The 17462-nt window shown below is 70.8% G+C and carries 15 protein-coding genes; 4 read left to right on the top strand and 11 right to left on the bottom strand.

Features of this window, described 5'->3' with window-relative positions:
- Window positions 1-42: 42 nt before the first annotated feature.
- The 4 genes from ABZ441_RS07715 to ABZ441_RS07700 are packed head-to-tail and all read right to left on the bottom strand — an operon-like array spanning window position 43 to window position 5842.
- The gene (locus ABZ441_RS07715) at window positions 43-1209 is read right to left on the bottom strand and encodes an acyl-CoA dehydrogenase family protein (protein ID WP_358969512.1); all 1167 of its coding nucleotides are present in this window, start codon (window positions 1207-1209) and stop codon (window positions 43-45) included.
- A 7-nt stretch (window positions 1210-1216) separates the two neighbouring features.
- Window positions 1217-2146, bottom strand: a complete 930-nt coding sequence (locus ABZ441_RS07710; protein WP_358969612.1) for a hydroxymethylglutaryl-CoA lyase — start codon at window positions 2144-2146, stop codon at window positions 1217-1219.
- Window positions 2147-2163: 17 nt separating this feature from the next.
- Window positions 2164-4212 (bottom strand): biotin carboxylase N-terminal domain-containing protein, encoded by a 2049-nt coding sequence (locus ABZ441_RS07705; protein WP_358969510.1) that lies wholly within the window; start codon window positions 4210-4212, stop codon window positions 2164-2166.
- Between the two features lie 13 nt (window positions 4213-4225).
- Window positions 4226-5842, bottom strand: coding sequence for a carboxyl transferase domain-containing protein (locus tag ABZ441_RS07700; protein ID WP_358969508.1), 1617 nt, complete (start codon window positions 5840-5842; stop codon window positions 4226-4228).
- A gap of 99 nt (window positions 5843-5941) precedes the next feature.
- Between ABZ441_RS07700 and ABZ441_RS07695 the strand changes: the two genes are divergently transcribed.
- The 4 genes from ABZ441_RS07695 (at window position 5942) to ABZ441_RS07680 (ending at window position 10649) form a co-directional block, all read left to right on the top strand.
- On the top strand, window positions 5942-6556 hold the full coding sequence (locus ABZ441_RS07695) for a TetR/AcrR family transcriptional regulator (protein WP_358969506.1): 615 nt from the start codon (window positions 5942-5944) through the stop codon (window positions 6554-6556).
- A gap of 653 nt (window positions 6557-7209) precedes the next feature.
- A complete protein-coding gene (locus tag ABZ441_RS07690) occupies window positions 7210-8055 on the top strand; it encodes an MIP/aquaporin family protein (protein ID WP_358969611.1) in 846 nt (281 codons plus the stop codon).
- Between the two features lie 78 nt (window positions 8056-8133).
- On the top strand, window positions 8134-9657 hold the full coding sequence (gene glpK / locus ABZ441_RS07685; RefSeq protein WP_358969504.1) for a glycerol kinase GlpK: 1524 nt from the start codon (window positions 8134-8136) through the stop codon (window positions 9655-9657).
- Window positions 9658-9851: 194 nt separating this feature from the next.
- Window positions 9852-10649 (top strand): phosphatase, encoded by a 798-nt coding sequence (locus ABZ441_RS07680; RefSeq protein WP_358969502.1) that lies wholly within the window; start codon window positions 9852-9854, stop codon window positions 10647-10649.
- An 82-nt stretch (window positions 10650-10731) separates the two neighbouring features.
- On the opposite strand, the gene ABZ441_RS07675 is transcribed toward ABZ441_RS07680, so the two are convergent.
- From ABZ441_RS07675 to ABZ441_RS07645, 7 genes are all read right to left on the bottom strand, one after another.
- Entirely contained in the window at window positions 10732-11955 is a 1224-nt protein-coding gene (locus ABZ441_RS07675; RefSeq protein WP_358969500.1) for a cytochrome P450, read from the bottom strand.
- The gene (locus tag ABZ441_RS07670) at window positions 11847-13166 is read right to left on the bottom strand and encodes a cytochrome P450 (RefSeq protein WP_358969498.1); all 1320 of its coding nucleotides are present in this window, start codon (window positions 13164-13166) and stop codon (window positions 11847-11849) included. The genes ABZ441_RS07675 and ABZ441_RS07670 overlap by 109 nt, the downstream gene beginning before the upstream one ends.
- Window positions 13163-13762, bottom strand: a complete 600-nt coding sequence (locus ABZ441_RS07665) for an ATP/GTP-binding protein (RefSeq protein WP_358969495.1) — start codon at window positions 13760-13762, stop codon at window positions 13163-13165. The genes ABZ441_RS07670 and ABZ441_RS07665 overlap by 4 nt, the downstream gene beginning before the upstream one ends.
- Window positions 13740-14090: a DUF742 domain-containing protein gene (locus tag ABZ441_RS07660; protein ID WP_358969493.1), complete on the bottom strand. Its 351-nt coding sequence runs from the start codon at window positions 14088-14090 to the stop codon at window positions 13740-13742. Before ABZ441_RS07660 ends, ABZ441_RS07665 begins: the two co-directional genes overlap by 23 nt.
- On the bottom strand, window positions 14087-14509 hold the full coding sequence (locus tag ABZ441_RS07655) for a roadblock/LC7 domain-containing protein (protein ID WP_103514904.1): 423 nt from the start codon (window positions 14507-14509) through the stop codon (window positions 14087-14089). The genes ABZ441_RS07660 and ABZ441_RS07655 overlap by 4 nt, the downstream gene beginning before the upstream one ends.
- Complete coding sequence (locus ABZ441_RS07650; protein WP_358969490.1) at window positions 14506-15972, bottom strand: ATP-binding protein; 1467 nt, start codon at window positions 15970-15972, stop codon at window positions 14506-14508. Before ABZ441_RS07650 ends, ABZ441_RS07655 begins: the two co-directional genes overlap by 4 nt.
- Window positions 15973-16470: 498 nt before the next feature.
- Complete coding sequence (locus ABZ441_RS07645) at window positions 16471-17442, bottom strand: cation diffusion facilitator family transporter (protein WP_358969488.1); 972 nt, start codon at window positions 17440-17442, stop codon at window positions 16471-16473.
- Between the last annotated feature and the right edge of the window lie 20 nt (window positions 17443-17462).

The following is a 17462-nucleotide window of genomic DNA, read 5'->3' as shown; positions in this document are numbered from 1 at the left end:
TACATGCCCGCGGCGGGCTGCACCGACCGGGCGGCCCGACCGTCAGGCGTCCATGCCCAGTTCACGGGCGATCAGCATCCGCTGGACCTCGCTCGTGCCCTCGCCGATCTCCAGGATCTTGGAGTCGCGCCACATCCGGGCCACCGGATACTCGTTCATGAAGCCGTAGCCGCCGTGGATCTGGGTCGCCTCGCGGGCGTTGTCCACCGCCACCGTCGACGAGTACAGCTTCGCGATCGCCGCCTCCTTCTTGAACGGCTCGCCCGCCACCAGCCGGGAGGCCGCGTCGCGCCAGCCGATCCGGGCCATGTGCGCCCGCATCTCCATGTCCGCGATCTTGAACTGGATGGCCTGGTTGGCGCCGATCGGCTTCCCGAAGGCGTGCCGCTCCTTCGCGTACTTCAGCGACTCGTCCACACACCCCTGCGCAAGGCCCGTGGACAGCGCCGAGATGGCGATCCGGCCCTCGTCCAGGATCCGCAGGAACTGCGCGTACCCGCGGCCCTCCTCGCCCAGCAGGTTCGCCGCCGGGACGCGGACGTCGGAGAAGGACAGCTCACGGGTGTCGGAGGCGTTCCACCCGACCTTGGAGTACGGGGCGGCCACCGTGAAGCCGGGGGTGCCGGACGGGACGATGATCGCGGAGATGCGCGGGGCGCCGTTCTCCTTGCGGCCGGTGACCGCCGTGACCGTGACCAGCTCCGTGATGTCCGTACCGGAGTTGGTGATGAAGCACTTGGATCCGTTGATCACCCACTCGCCGGCGGCCTCGTCCAGGACAGCCGTCGTCCGGGTGCCGCCCGCGTCCGAGCCGCCGTCCGGCTCCGTCAGCCCGAACGCGCCCAGCGCCTCTCCCGCGCACAGCTTCGGCAGCCACCGCTGCTTCTGCTCCTCGGTCCCGAACCGGAAGACGGGCATGGCGCCGAGGGAGACACCGGCCTCCAGGGTGATGGCCACGGACGAGTCGACCCGGGCCAGCTCCTCCAGGGCGATCCCGAGGGCGAGGTAGTCGCCGCCCATGCCGCCGTACTCCTCGGGGAAGGGCAGGCCGAAGAGGCCCATCCGCCCCATCTCCCGGACGATCTCGTACGGGAACTCATGGCGCTCGTAAAGGTCGCCGATCTTCGGGGCGATCACATCGTGTGCGAACTCCTCGACGGTGCGGCGCAGTTCCTCGTGCTCGGCGGTCAGCCGGTGGTCAAGGGACATCGGTGCTTCACTCCTTGTGGGACAGCGCGCGGACGGTACGGGACGGGCTCGGGCGGCCCAGTTGTTCGGCCATCCACACGCTCGTGGCGGTGAGTGCGCCGAGATCGACCCCGGTGTGGACACCGAGGCCGTCGAGCATCCACACGAGATCCTCGGTGGCGAGATTTCCGGTCGCGCTCTTCGCGTACGGGCAGCCGCCGAGACCGCCCGCCGACGCGTCCACCGTCGTCACCCCGTGCTGGAGGGCGACCAGGGTGTTGGACAGCGCCTGGCCGTACGTGTCGTGGAAGTGCACCCCGATCGTGCCGGTGGGGACCCCCGCGTCGTTCAGCGCGGCCAGCAGCCCCGTCACATGGCCCGGGGTGGCCACGCCGATCGTGTCGCCGAGCGAGAGCTCGTCGCAGCCGAGGTCCATCAGCGCCTTCGCGACGCGGACGACCTGGGCGACGGGCACGGCGCCCTCCCACGGGTCGCCGAAACACATCGACAGATAGCCGCGCACATGGACCCCGGCGTCCTTGGCGCGGGCCACCACCGGCTCGAACATGGTGAGTGACTCGTCCACCGTGCGGTTGAGGTTTCTGGCGGCGAACGTCTCGGTGGCCGAGCCGAACACGGCGATCCGGCGGGCTCCGAGCGCAAGCGCGCGGTCCAGGCCCCGCTCGTTCGGCACGAGGACCGGGAGGGTCACGTCCCCGACGTCCGCGATGTCCCCGAGCATCGGGAACAACTGCTCCGCGTCAGCCAGTTGGGGCACCCACTTCGGATGGACGAAGCTGGTCGCCTCGATGGTGGAGAGCCCGGCCTCCGCGAGCCGGCGGACGAACTCCGCCTTGACCTCGGTCGGTACGACGGACTTCTCGTTCTGCAGTCCGTCGCGGGCACCGACCTCATGGATGCGGACCCGGTCCGGCAGCCCCGGCGCGGGAACCGTCATGGGCAGTCCGGTGTCGCTCACGCTTCCTCCTTCGGGGCCACCACGGCCAGGATCTGGTCCATGGCGACCGTGGCACCGGCGGTGACGTCCAGCTCGGTGACGGTTCCGGCGTGCGGGGCGGAGATGACGTGTTCCATCTTCATGGCCTCGACGACCAGCAGACTCTGCCCGGCCACGACCTCGTCACCGACCGCCACCTTCACCACCGTGACGGTCCCGGGCATGGGCGCGGCGAGTGTGTCCGCGCCCGAGCGGCCGGCGCCGCCGAGGGACGCCTCGACCGGGTCGTGGTCCTGGACGTGCCAGGCGTCTCCGTCCCGGCCGAGCCAGGTGCCCTCCGGGGACGCGGCCCGGCTGAACGTGTGGGTCAGGCCGTCGACCTCGACGACGACGCGCCGCCCGGACACCTCGACGAGCCTGGACCGCTCGGCGCCGGGCAGCGACGGCAGCGGGCCGCACGCGTCCGCGGTCTCCTCCCGGTCCCCGGCGTGGCCGAACGTCAGCCCGGCCGTGCCCTCCGCGCCCGCACGCAGCCCCACCCGCACCGGCTCGTGGCCCGGGACCCGGAAGTGGTGGAAGGTCTCGGCGGGGGTGCCGCCCAGCCGCCAGCCGCTGGGCACCGAGAACGGATCGACCCAGCCGCCCACGGGTGCGGGGGAGTGCTGCCGCAGCAGCGCCGCCGCCGCGTACACCTCCTCCGGCACGCCGTCCGGCACCAGGCCGTCCGCCTCCCGCTCCACCAGCCCGGTGTCCAGCTCGCCCGCGGCCACCGCCGGATGGGCCAGCAGCCGCCGCAGGAAACCGGCGTTCGTCGGGACGCCCAGCACCACCGTGTCCGCCAGCGCCGCCCGGAGCCGGCGCAGCGCCGTGGGCCGGTCCGGACCGTACGCGATGACCTTCGAGAGCATCGGGTCGTACGTGCTGCCGACCGGCACGCCCTCGCTGAGCCCCGAGTCCGTCCGCACCCCGCCGCCCTGCGGCTCGTGCAGGGCCAGCACCGTGCCGCCGGACGGCAGGAAGCCGCGGGCCGGGTCCTCGGCGCAGACCCGGGCCTCGACCGCGTGCCCGGTGAGCGTGATGTCCGCCTGCGCGTGGGGGAGCCGGCCGCCGGAGGCGACCCGGAGCTGCCACTCCACCAGGTCGAGGCCGGTGATCAGCTCGGTGACCGGGTGCTCGACCTGGAGCCGGGTGTTCATCTCCATGAAGTAGTACGAGGAGGGGTCGTTGCCCGGGACGATGAACTCGACCGTCCCCGCGCCGACGTATCCGCAGGAGCGGGCCGCCTGCACGGCCGCCTCGCCCATCGCGGCCCGGGTCTCCTCGTCCAGCAGGACCGAGGGAGCCTCCTCGATGATCTTCTGGTGGCGGCGCTGGAGCGAGCACTCGCGCTCGCCGAGGTGCACCACGTTCCCGTGGCCGTCGGCCAGGACCTGGATCTCGATGTGGCGTGGCCGGTCGATCCACCGCTCCACGAGCAGCGTGTCGTCGCCGAACGACGCGCGCGCCTCACGCCGGGCCGCGGCGATCTCGTCGGCCAGCAGCGCCTCGTCACGCACCAGCCGCATGCCCTTGCCGCCACCGCCCGCCGACGGCTTCAGCAGGACCGGCATCCCGATCTCCCGGGCGGCGGAGCCCAGTTGGGCGTCAGTGAGCCCGCTCCCGGACGAGCCCGGCACCACGGGCACACCGGCCGCGGCGACGGTCTCCTTGGCGCGGATCTTGTCGCCCATCAACGAGATCGCCTCGGCGGGCGGGCCGATGAAGACCAGCCCCGCCTCCGCGCAGGCCCGGGCGAAACCCGCGTTCTCGGCGAGGAAGCCGTAACCGGGGTGGACCGCTTCGGCACCCGTGCGGCGGGCGGCGTCCAGCAGCCGCTCCACCGACAGATAGCTCTCGGCTGCCGGGGCGGGCCCGATGCGTACCGCTGTATCCGCCTCCCGGACGTGCCGCGCGTCCGCGTCGGCGTCGCTGAAGACGGCGACCGACCGCACGCCGAGCTCGCGCAGGGTCCGGATGACCCGGACGGCGATCTCGCCACGGTTGGCGACCAGAACAGTGCTGAACATGGAAGTCCTCACGTCACATCCGGAAGACGCCGAAACTGGGCTCACCCAGTGGGGCGTTGGCACACGCGGTCAGGGCGAGTCCCAGCACCTGCCGGGTCTCCGTCGGGTCGATCACACCGTCGTCCCAGAGCCGGGCGGTGGCGTAATAGGCGTTGCCCTGCTGCTCGTACTGCGCGCGGACCGGATCCTTGAAGGCCTCTTCCTCCTCGACGGGCCACTCCTCGCCACGTCCCTCGATCTGGTCCCGCTTGACGGTGGCCAGCACCGAGGCGGCCTGCTCGCCGCCCATGACGGAGATCTTGGCGTTCGGCCACATCCACAGGAAGCGGGGTGAGTAGGCCCGGCCGCACATGGAGTAGTTGCCCGCGCCGTACGACCCGCCGACCACGACCGTCAGCTTCGGCACCCTCGTGCAGGCCACGGCCGTCACCATCTTGGCGCCGTGCTTGGCGATGCCGCCGGCCTCGTAGTCCCGGCCGACCATGAAACCGGAGATGTTCTGCAGGAAGACCAGCGGAATGCCGCGCTGGTCGCACAGCTCGATGAAGTGGGCGCCCTTCTGGGCGGACTCCGCGAACAGGATCCCGTTGTTCGCGACGATTCCGACGGGATGGCCGTGGATCCGGGCGAAGCCGGTGATCAGCGTCTGGCCGTACTCCGACTTGAACTCGGCGAAGCGCGAGCCGTCCACCACCCGGGCGATGACCTCCCGCACGTCGTAGGGCGTACGCGAGTCGACGGGGACCGCCCCGTACAGTCCGGCGGGGTCCGCCTTCGGCTCCTCCGAGGGCTCCACCGACCAGGGGAGCGGGCCACGGTCCGGGAGGGTCGCGACGATGTTCCGCACGATCCGCAGCGCGTGCGCGTCGTCCTCGGCGAGGTGGTCGGTGACCCCGGACGTGCGGGAGTGGACCTCGCCGCCGCCCAGCTCCTCCGCCGTCACGACCTCGCCGGTGGCAGCCTTCACGAGCGGCGGGCCGCCCAGGAAGATCGTGCCCTGGTTCCGGACGATGACGGCCTCGTCGCTCATGGCCGGCACGTACGCCCCGCCCGCCGTGCAGGAGCCGAGCACCGCGGCGATCTGCGGGATGCCCGCGCCCGACATCCGGGCCTGGTTGAAGAAGATGCGCCCGAAGTGGTCCCGGTCGGGGAACACCTCGTCCTGCATCGGGAGGAACGCGCCCCCCGAGTCCACCAGGTACAGGCAGGGCAGCCGGTTCTCCAGGGCCACCTCCTGGGCGCGGAGGTGCTTCTTCACCGTCATCGGGTAATAGGTGCCGCCCTTGACGGTCGCGTCGTTGGCGACGATCACGCACTCCCGGCCGCTGACCCGCCCGATTCCGGCGATCACCCCGGCGGCCGGTGCCGCGCCCCCGTACAGCCCCTCGGCGGCCAGGGGCGCGAGCTCCAGGAAGGGTGAGCCCGCGTCCAGCAGCGTGTCCACCCGCTCCCGGGGCAGCAGCTTGCCGCGCGCCACATGCCGGGCGCGTGCCTTCTCACCCCCGCCGAGCCGTGCTGTGGCGAGCCGCGTGCGCAGCTCCTCGGCGAGCGCGTGATGCGCCGCCTCGTTGGCCTGCCAGGCCTCCGAGGCGGGATCGGCCGCGCTCACCAGGACCGGTGCCTGCTGCATCCTGTCGAGCCCCCTTGCCCGTACCGCGGTAGTTAATGAGCGTTAACGCGTGACGCTCAGGTTAACGAGCGCTAACCCGCCTGTCTAGAATGAATCCTCATGAGCACCCATGCCGCCGCCCGTGTCGCGGCACCCACCCGCCGCGAGCAGATCCTCCGAGAGGCGGCACGCCTCTTCGCCGAGCGCGGCTTCCACGGTGTCGGGGTCGACGAGATAGGAGCCGCGGTCGGTATCAGCGGCCCCGGCCTCTACCGCCACTTCCCCGGCAAGGACGCGATGCTCGCCGAGCTGCTCGTCGGCATCAGTGAGCGGCTCCTCGCAGGCGGACAGCTGCGCGTGTCGCAGGACGGGGCGTCCGCGGACGGCAGCCCTGCAGCGCTCCTGGACGCCCTCATCGAGGGCCACATCGACTTCGCCCTGGACGACCGCCCCCTGATCACCCTCCACGACCGTGAGCTGGACCGGCTGCGCGACACCGACCGCAAGCGGGTGCGCAGGCTCCAGCGGGAGTACGTCGAGGTCTGGGTCGATGTCGTCCGCGCGCTCTACCCCGCCCTCCCGGAGAACGAGGCCCGCGTCACCGTGCACGCGGTGTTCGGCCTGCTCAACTCCACCCCGCACCTGGCCCGCCCCGAAGCGCTCCCCGGCCGTGCGGCCACGGCGGCGCTGCTGCACCGGCTCGCCCGCGGGGCGTTCGCGGCGGCGGGCTCCTGAGCGGTCCGCAGGAGGCGGCGCCCCGGCGCGCGCACGTCGCCGCGCCGAACACCGCAGACTCGCCGTACGCACGTTCCCGGTGCCGGCCCGGCGTGGCCGGACCCGGTTGAGCCCGGCTCCAGGCAGTGGAGCCACGTACCTCGGTCCGTGGGCCTCCGCGCCGCATGCCGCCCTTCGGGTGAAGCCGCGTGGGTGTCGTCCACGATGGAACAGCTGAGTCGGTCATGCTGGCCCGCAGTTGCCGCAACCCCCTGGAACGCCGGTGCGGGCGCACGTCCTCGGGCCGTCGGACAGCAGTCGGGGCACGACGGAAGCGAGGAACCACACGTGCAGGCGTACCGAGGCGTTCTGCGGCATCCGTCCCGGCAGGGCAAGGCGCTGTGGCCCGTCGGTGAGACGGCCGCGGGCACCGTGCCGGCGGATTCGCGGTCCCATCCCGCACCCCACGCCCGGCTCGGCCGGACGGACCTGGCGATATCCCTCTGCGCCTCTGCCTGACACCAGGGGCCCGACGCGCACGGTGGAGAGCGCCGTACCGCCTGCCGCAGTGGGCGCGGGGCCGCCAGATGTTGCAATCCGACCGAGGAAGGCCGATAGCTGTGGCTGTTCGCACGACACGTCGACGGGGATACCGCGAGGGTCTCGGCGGCGAAATGCTCGCCGAATTCCTGGGCACCTTCGTACTCATTGTCCTGGGCGTCGGTTCGGTGGCCCTGACGGTCGCCGGCCTGCCCGGGTCCGGACGCCAGGCAGACCCCTTCGGCGCCGCCGACTGGATCATCATCTGCTGGGGCTGGGGCCTGGGGGTGGTCTTCGGCGTCTACGTCGCCGGCGGCGTGAGCGGCGCGCACCTGAACCCGGCGGTCACGCTGGCCTTCGCCGTCCGGCGCGCGCTGGCCTGGCGGAAGGTGGGTCCGTACTGGCTCGCCCAGGTGATGGGGGCCTTCGTGGCCGCCGCACTGGTGTACGCGTCGTACCGGTGGGCGATCGACTTCTTCAACGAGAAGGAAGGGCTGGCCCGGGACGAGTCGCTTCCCACCTTCTCGATCTTCGCCACCTTCCCTGCCGAGTACTTCGGGGACTCCTGGTGGGGTCCGCTGCTCGACCAGATCGTCGGCACCGGCATTCTGCTCCTCCTGATCTGCGCGGTCACCGACAGCCGGAACCTGGCACCACTGGCCAACCTCGCTCCCTACATCACCGGCCTCATCGTCGTGGCGATCGGAATGACCTTCGGGACGAACGCCGGGTACGCGATCAATCCCGCCCGCGACTTCGGGCCCCGGCTGTTCGCGTACTTCGAGGGCTGGGGCGACATCGCCCTGCCGGGCACGTTCGACTGGTACAGCGGCTACTGGTGGATTCCCATCGTCGGACCGCTCATCGGCGGGGTCATCGGCATGTTGGTCTACGACCTGATGATCAGCCCGTTGGTCAAGGCGCGGAGCGGCCCGGAGCAGGAGGGCCGCGTCCCCGACAAGCCGACGGCGGAAGGCTGACCCCGGCGGCCCGGGAGCGGTCACGCAAGAAAACCGGTCCGATCGCGGACCTCGACACCAGGAGAAGGGACGGCAGCGATGCCGGAGTTCATCGGCGCGGTGGACCAGGGGACCACCAGCACCCGCTTCATGATCTTCGATCACGCCGGTAACGAGGTGGCCCGGCACCAGCTTGAGCACAACCAGATCCTGCCGCGGTCGGGGTGGGTCGAGCACGACCCCGTGGAGATCTGGGAACGCACCAACACGGTGATCCAGAACGCCATCCGGACCGGTGGCCTGAAGGCGTCGGACCTCAGGGCGATCGGAATCACCAACCAGCGGGAGACCACGGTGGTCTGGGACCCCCGCACGGGGCGCCCGTACTACAACGCCATCGTCTGGCAGGACACCCGCACGGACAGCATCGCCGCAGCCCTGGAACGCGACGGCCACGGGGAGGTCATCCGGCACAAGACGGGCCTGCCGCCCGCCACCTACTTCTCCGGCGGCAAGATCAAGTGGCTGCTCGAGAACGTGGACGGACTCCGCGAGGAGGCCGAGGCGGGTCACGCCCTGTTCGGGAACACGGACGCGTGGGTGCTGTGGAACCTCACCGGCGGACCGAACGGCGGTGTGCATGCCACCGACGTCACCAACGCCAGCCGCACGATGCTGATGAACCTGGAGACGCTGGACTGGGACGACGAGCTGCTGGGCATCTTCGGGATCCCACGTGCGATGCTGCCGAGCATCCACCCCTCGTCGGACGCGGAGTCCTACGGCACCGCGCGTACCTCACGGCCGCTGAACGCAGCCGTTCCGATCACCGGTGTCCTCGGCGACCAGCAGGCGGCCACGGTCGGCCAGGTCTGCTTCGCACCGGGCGAGGCCAAGAACACCTACGGCACCGGCAACTTCCTCGTCCTCAACACGGGGACCGAGCTGGTGCGGTCGCGGAGCGGCCTGCTGACCACCGTGGCCTACCAGTTCGGCGACAGCCCGGTCGTCTACGCGCTGGAGGGGTCCATCGCCGTCACCGGCGCGGCCGTGCAATGGCTGCGCGACCAGCTGAAGATCATCAGCACGGCTGCGGAGAGCGAACCGCTGGCCCGGTCGGTGCAGGACAACGGCGGGATGTACTTCGTACCCGCCTTCTCCGGGCTCTTCGCACCCTACTGGCGCTCCGACGCGCGAGGCGCGATGGTGGGCCTGGCCCGCTACAACACCAACGCACACATCGCGCGCGCCACGCTGGAGGCCATCTGCTACCAGAGCCGCGACGTGGTGGACGCGATGGAACAGGACTCGGGCGTGCACCTGGACGTGCTCAGGGTGGACGGCGGCGTGACCGCCAACGACCTGTGCATGCAGATCCAGGCGGACGTGCTGGGCGTGCCGGTGAGCCGCCCGGTGGTCGCCGAGACCACGGCGCTCGGCGCGGCCTACGCGGCGGGGCTCGCCACCGGCTTCTGGAGCGACACCGACGAGCTGCGCTCCCACTGGCAGGAGTCGAGGCGCTGGGAACCGGAATGGAGCGAGGATCAGCGCCAGGAGGGATACGAGGGCTGGAAGCGGGCCGTGGAGCGCACCCTGGACTGGGTGAAGGTGAAAACCGACTGATCGCGCGGTGACGCCTGCTTCGCCCGGCCCGTAGTCCGTCGGCCGACGACGCCGCGGGCGGCACCGGGGACGCCGTCCCCGGGTGCCGCCCGCGGCGTCTCGCCGCACGGGAGGGGCCCCGGTCCGCGTCCGCGTTCCGTCCGTGGTGCGGGACACCGGGCGCACGGGACGTCACCGACGGCACAATGGGGTGCATGCCGATACCCAGCCGCGCTGCCCTCGTCGAGCACCTCGTCCGCACACGTATCGCGGGCGACGTCGCCACCCCCCGCGACAACAACCTCTCCCACTACCGCCAGCTCGCCAACGGCAACCGCCATTTCTGGCTGGGGCTGGAGCTCGGTGACCGCTGGCTCGACGAGCAGGACGTGCTGGCCGTGATGGCCGAGAGATGCGGGGTGATCGACGACCCCGAGCACCGGCAGGGTCAGGACACCATCGACCCGGAGCTGACCGTCGACGCCCTCGACCGGATGGCCGCCCGGCTGCGGAAGGCGGCGGCGGACGGGGAGCGCGTGCTGTTCGCGACCGGGCACCCGGGCGGGCTGCTCGACGTGCACCGGCAGACCGCGGACGCCCTGCGGGCCGCCGGATGCGAGATCGTGCGCATCCCGGGCGGCCTGATGGCGGACGAGGGCATGGTGTTCCAGTTCGCGGACGTCGCCGTACTGGAACGCGGTGCGACTCTCTGGCACACGCACTCGCCCGCTCCGATGGCCGCCGTCCTGGACGGCCTGGAGCGCGAGGGCCGGCCGCAGCCCGACCTGGTCGTGGCCGACCACGGCTGGGCCGGGTGCGCGGGGCAGCGCGGGATCGACTCGATCGGCTACGCCGACTGCAACGACCCCGCGCTGTTCCTGGGCGAGGCGGAGGGCACCCTCCAGGTCACCGTGCCGCTGGACGACCACGTCACCGACCCGCGCTACTACGACCCGATGACCGACTACCTGCTGGACGCGGCCGGGCTGCTCCCTGCCGAGGGCCGGGAGTAACGGCAGTGGGGGCAGAGAGGCGAGCCGGCCGGCCGGTGGACAACCGGACCGGCCGACTCGGACTCCTCGACCCTCCGGGTTCTCAGGCCGAGGCGGGACGGCCCGGCGTGACGTCGATGCGTTGAGCGCCGTTGACGATGAACGACTCGACGGGAGGCACGTCCGCGGCGGGGGACGCCAGGGAGAGGTCCGGGTACCGGGCGAACAAGGTGGTCAGGGCCACATCGCCTTCCAGGCGTGCGAGCGGAGCCCCGAGGCAGAAGTGGACCCCGTGGCCGAACGCCAGGTGCTCCCGGCCGAACCGGTCGATGTCGAACCGGTCGGCGTCCGGGCCGTGCTGGGCCGGCTCCCGGCCCGCCGCGGCGTAGGACGCGAGGATCGCTTCACCCCGGGCGATGCGCTGACCGTCTGGGAGGTCGATGTCCTCGACGGCGTAGCGCAGGGGCAGATGGGCCACGCTCGGCTCCCACCGCAGGGTCTCCTCGACGACGTCGTTCCAGCGCTTCGCACCGGCCCCGGTGACCTGCTGGAGCTGTTCGGGATGTTCCAGCAGGGCGCGGACGGCGTTGCCGATGAGGTTGACGGTGGTCTCGAAGCCTGCGCTGATGATGAGCAGGAGCGTGTCGGTCAGTTCGGCTTCGCTCAGGCGGGCGCCGTCCTCGTCACGGGTGGCGATCAGGACGCTGGTCATGTCGTCCCCGGGGTTCTGCCGCTTGCTCGCGATGAGGTCGGTCAGCATCTGCTGGAGCTCCGCGAAGTTCGACGCGGCGTCCTCGATGGTCGTGTCGAAGACCTTCTCGACCAACTGGGCCATGCGAGGCCGGAGGTCCTCCGGCAGCCCGAACAGATGGCAGATGACCTGCATGGGCAACGGGTGGGCGTACGCGCTGCGCAGGTCCACCGTGCCGTCGGGGTCGAGCGCCATGTCGTCCAGCAGCCGGTCGGCGATCTCCTGGATGACGGGCCTCAGCGCCTCGATGCGGCGCCCGGTGAACGCGGGGGTGACGAGCTTGCGCAGGCGGCGGTGGTCCTGCCCCGCGGCGGTGAACATGTTGGAGACCGCCACCCAGGTGTAGACCCACATGTCCGGGGTGATCTCGCCGCGCTGCCAGACGTCCCAGGCGCGGGGGTCCTTGGTCACGCGGTCGTCGGTCAGGAGCTCCTTGAGGAGCGAGTGGCTGGTGACGGCCCAGGCGTCTATGGCGCCGGGGAGTACGACCCGGGTCGCGGGCCCGCGCTCGCGGAGGAGAGCGGACTCTCCGTGGACGTCGCGACCGGCGGGGTCGAGGACGAGGGGCTGCTCCATGGGGTGACTCCAGTTTTCTGCGGCGTGATGGGTCCGAAGCGGGCCGGGAGGTGTGCCAGTGCGCGGTGGAAGGGGCCGGGGCGCCATTGCAGGCTCTCGCGGGGCACCGCGAGTTCGAGGTCCCCGAGGTGGCTGGTGAGCCTCTCGATCGCGGTGATCGCGATGAGCAGGGCGGGCTGTTTGACGGGGCAGGCGTGCGGACCGGAGGACCAGGCGAGGTGGGCGCCGCCGTCGGTGCGCTCGCCGCCGTCGTGCCCGTCCGGGGTGGTGTTCGCCGCGTGGTACGAGATGAGTACGAGGCTGTCGGCGGGGATCCAGGTGCTGCCGATCTGCATGTTGCGCCGCGGGTAGTGCGCGCTGTAGTTCGCCATCGGCGGCTCGTGGCGCAGCACGTCGTTGATGGCGTCGCGGGCGGTGCGGGCGCCGTTGGAGAGGCTGCTGTAGTAGTCCGGATTGGACAGCATGCGTGACAGGGCGTTCGAGATCAGGTTCGTGGTCGGCTCCTGCCCGGCAGCCATCGTGAGGATCACCTGGTGGGCGAGTTCCTCCGGCCCCAGACCGGCGGGGTGGTCCATGAACCAGCTCGTCAGGTCCTCGCCGCGCTGCTGCACCTTGAGCGCGATGAGTTCCTCCATGTACCGGCCGAAGTCCTCGTTCGCCTTGATCGCGCGCTCGGGTTCGGATTCGAACAGGCCGCCCATGGCAGCCACCAGGCGGGGTCCGTCCTCGGGCGGCATGCCGAACATCGTGTTGAACAGCACCAGCGGCAACGGGCGGGCGTACTGGCCGACCAGGTCGACCTCACCCGTGCCGGCGAAGTCCTGGATCAGACCGTCCGCGATCTCCGCGACCTGGCCTCGCAGTTCGTGCGGCTCGATCCGGCTGAAGCTGTCGGTGATGACCGACCGGTAGCGGCGGTGCTCGGCGCCGTCGTTGAACAGGGCGTTGGGCCGCCACCCCATCATCGGCTTCACCGGCGAGTCGGCCGGGAGCCCGCGCTCCCAGACCCGCGGGTCCTTCGACCAGACGTCGGGGTCGTTGAGTATGGCCAGAGCGGCGCCGCGGTCGGTGACGAGATAGCCGCTGACGCCCGGCGACACCTCGACGGGGGCAACCGGCCCGAACGCGCGCAGGCGGGCGTAGACCCGCCCGGGATCCGCGGCGAAGTCCGGGCTGTACAGGGGGACGGCCAGGGGCAGGTAGGTGCTCATGAGGCTTCCAGGACGGGGTGGGCGGCAAGCAGGTGGGTCACCAACGCGATCAGTACGTCCACGGCCGACGACGTCTCGCGGGCGTCGCAGACGACCAGCGGGGTGTGCGGCTCCAGGTCCAGGTGGTCGCGGAGCACCTCGGGCGGGTAGTCGGGCGAATCGGGGAAGTTGTTGACGGCCACGGCGTAGGACAGGCCCTGCTGCTCGATCATGTCGATGACGTCGAACGAGTCGTCGAGACGGCGCGTGTCGACCAGGACCACCGCACCCAGGGCGCCGCGCGCGATGTCCTCCCAGAGCGGCTTGAACCTCTTCTGGCCCGGAGTGCCGAACAGGTAGAGGACCAGGTCACCGGGGAGCGTCCTGCGGCCGAAGTCGATGGCGACCGTGGTGGTGGCCTTGTCCCGTACCCCGGCGAGATCGTCGGTCGCCGCACCGGCCTGGGTCATGACCTCCTCGGTGTGCAGCGGCGCGGTCTCGGAGAGCGTGTTGATCAGCGTCGTCTTCCCGACGCCGAAGGGTCCGGTCACCACGATCTTCACCAGCGTCTGCTCGTCGCTGTCGAGGAAGGCGTTATCGGATACTGCGGAGTCCATCGAGCACCTTCTCTAGCAGCTGGGGATCGTGTGCCTTCGCTTCGGGGATGGGGGCGCGGGCGTGCAGATGCGAACTGTCGACGAGATCCGCGACGAGGACGCGGACCAGGCTCACCGGCAGTACGAGGCGTGCGGCGACCTCGACCAGCGCCAGCGGGCCGCCCTGGAGGAGTTCGGCCAGACGCCGCTGCGCGTGCGTCAGGTCGTCCACGGCGGTGACGCCGGTGGACGACAGCAGGGTCAGGCGGTCCAGCGTGTTGCGCGTCGGCTGGACGCCGTCGGTGGCCAGGAACGACGGCACGAGCCGCCTGCGGATCGCCGGCGTCATCCCCGGGCCCGAGCAGGCGAGTTCATCACCTTGTCGCCGAGCTTCGAGACCTGCACCTGCATGGCGTGGGCGATGACGCCCATGTCCACGGTCGGCTGCGCGAAGACCGCCATGACCGTGTTGTCGCCCGCGGGGATCAGGAAGGCGAACCCGTAGTTCGTGCTGACCACCACCTGGTGCAGTACGGGGCTCTCCTCCTGCCCCGCCAGTTTCCTGACCAGCTCCTTGCAGGCGCCCTGGACTGCCGACGCCATGGCGGAGGCGCCCTCCCCGGCCTCCCGGGTGAGGGCCTGGGTGGCGCCCTGGATCATCCCGTCCCCGGAGAGAACCAAAGCGTGCACGACCCCCGGCACCTCCAGAAGCGGGGTGAGTACCCAGGACATGTCCCTGAGAAGGGGGCGCTTGGGAACGACGGTCATGGCTGCGTGCCTTCTTCCTGGTCGGTGTGCGCGTCCTCGAATCCGCGCATGGTGCCGGTCTGCCAGGCGCCCCACGTCTGGGCCGCCTGGTCCGGGCTGATCGCAGACGCCGGGTCCGGGCCCTGCTGAGCGGGCCGGTCCGTGTCCTGAGCGGCACGCTGGCGTCGCCGCCGCGGCAGTTCGACCGCCCCGGCGGGCCCGGCGGCCGGAGACGACGCGGGGTTCTGCTGCCTGGACGGCTCCGGCTTGCGCAGGGCGGGGGACATGGCCGACATGGGCTGGGCCACCTCATCCATCAGCATCAGCAGGTGATCGGGAATGAACGCCACGGCTCGTACGCCGCCGTACGACGAGGGCTTGTCCACCGTGACGATGAAACCGAACTGCTGCACGAGACGGCCGATCGTGGCGAACCCCGCGCGCGGCGGATCTCCCAGATGGGTCAGCAGTACACCCTCCTGACCGGACAGCATGCGCGCGGCGAACTCGCGCTCCTCGTCTGTCATGCCCACGCCGGGGTCGTCGATCACGACGCACGCCCCCGCCTGCACCTGATGCAGGCTGACGTCCACGGGCCGCGTGCCCTGAGGCGTGTGGTGCACCGCGTTGGAGAGGAGCTCGGCGACGATCACGGCGAGCGGCTCCACCGCCCGGGCCACCACTCCGACCGGGTCGGAGAGCTGGCTGGTGATCTGGACGCGCTGGTATCCCGCGACGCGTGACTGAGCTCCGGCAACGATGTCACCCAGGTGGGAGTCGTCCCGGGTCAGCCCCGGCCACGCCCCGCAGAGCACTGCGGTCGCCTGGATCTGCCGGAGATTCTCCTCGTTCGTGCGGTCCATCGACACCAGCCGTTTTGCGATCTCCGGATCGTCGAAGGCGAACTGCGCCTCCTCGATCATCTCCTGGAGGCGGTAGGACTTGGCCTGGATTTCGGCGGTGGTGGCCCTCAGCACAGCCTGGGCACCGGCGTCGACCCGCTGCTCGGTGTCGACGATGACCTGGGCGACCTGACTCAGGGCCCGTTCCAGGAGGGTCCCGATCTCGGTGTGGGTGAGCGCCGGGTCCTTCGTTCCGGGGACGGGCACATGGCGGTGTCTCAGGTGTGTGACGAGGGCCGGCAGCCGGGTGTCGACGAAGTGCGCCAGTTCCCCGCCTGTCCGGACGGCCTGCTGCTCGGCGGCGAGTCCGGCGCGCTGGGCGTCCTGCGCCTCGGCGAGGAGGGCGGCTTCCATGGACTGGTAGCGGGACTCCGAGGCCTGCGCCGCCGCCTGTGCGCTGGACCGCGCGTTGGCCTCCAGCGCCTGGTACTTACCGGCTGCGACCCGTGCTTCGGTGCGAACCTCGGCACGCAGTGCCGCGTTCGACCGGCGCGTGCGGAGGTGGAGGAGCGCCAGGGCGAGGGCGACGGCCGTCATGGCCAGCGCCAGTACCCAGGGACCGGCCTCCGATATGTGCGTCATCACAAAGGTCCTCAGTGGATGGGGGATGCGCCTGCCCGCGTGCGGCCAGGGCTAGTTGAGGCAACCCTGAGAAGGACATCGGTTCCCGGGTGCAGATGCAACAAGTCTGCTGATCATGGCTGGAATTCGAACGCTCGGACAATTTCAATCACCATCGAGATATTTCAAAAATTGACATGAAAGGTAAAAAGGTAAATGGGCAGATTGTGGGTGCGCCGGTTGCTCGCACTCAACTGACATATCACCATCTGACGGGGGTGTCCCACAGGGATGGCTGCGGCGCGTGGACGCGAGTGCGGCGGAGCGGTGTGCGGGCCTCGTGCCGGACGCTCTTCGGTGTGACGGTGCGTCAGGTTGATCACCGGTGAGGGGGCGGAAGATGGCCTGGTGCTGTCGATGTCTGACCGATATCGCCGCCTGATGCTCCGCCGGATACGCCTCTGGCTGGATATGACCCGTAGCAGACAGTGGCCCTGGATTCGGCCGACCGCGCCCGGCTCAGCCGCCGGAGCGCGCCGCGAGCCGCTGCGCGCGCCCCGGTGTCGGATCCAGATACACCCGCTGGATCGAGGGATAGCGCTCGCGCAGCTGCTGCTCCGCCTCCTCGCACGCCCACTCGACCTGTGCGGCCGTCGACGCGTCCCTGAAGTCGATCTTCGCGGCGACCAGCAGCTCCGAGGGGCCCTGGATCAGGGTGGTCAGTTCCAGCACCTCGACGATGTGCGGCACGGACAGCAGTTCCTCGCGCACCCCGGCCCGCATCTCCGCCGGGAGGGGCCTGCCGATCAGCAGCTGGGCGTTGGACCGGCAGAGCACCCACGCCACGTACACCAGCAGCACGCCGATGAGGACCGAGGCGATGCCGTCCCAGACCCCCGAACCGGAGAGCTGCCCGCCCAGCAGGCCGCCGGCGGCCAGCAGCAGCCCGGCCAGGGCCGCCGAGTCCTCCATCACCACGGCCTTGACCGCCGTGTCGGGGGTCCGGCGCAGGTAGCGCGGCGCGGGCATCCGGAGGCGTGCCGCGTCGCCGCGCACCTGGCGCACACCCGTACGCAGCGAGAAGCCCTCCAGCAGGAAGGCGACCGCGAGCACGATGTACGAGACGAGCGGATCGCCCAGCTCCTCGCCCTTCAGCAGGGTGTGGATGCCGTCGTACAGGGAGAACACCGCGCCGCCCACGAAGGTCGCGACGGCGGCGAGCATCGCCCAGACGTACCGCTCCGGGCCGTAACCCAGCGGGTGGTCCTCGTCGGGCGGCTTCTCGCTGCGCTTGAGCGCGGTGAGGAGCATGAGCTCGGTGACGGTGTCCGCCACTGAGTGCGCGGCCTCCGAGAGCATCGCGCTCGAACCGCTGATCAGCCCCGCCACCAGCTTCGCCAGGGCGATACCGAGATTGGCGGCCGCCGCGACGACGACGGTGAACGTGGACTCTCCGCCCCCGCTCCGCTCGTCACTCCTGGCGTCACTCATGAGGGGCAGTATGTCCGAAT

The sequence above is a fragment of the Streptomyces sp. NPDC005752 genome, assembly GCF_040630715.1.
GTDB lineage: Bacteria > Actinomycetota > Actinomycetes > Streptomycetales > Streptomycetaceae > Streptomyces.
Note: the sequence above shows the minus strand (reverse complement) of the source record. Positions and strands in the feature narration are given on the sequence as shown.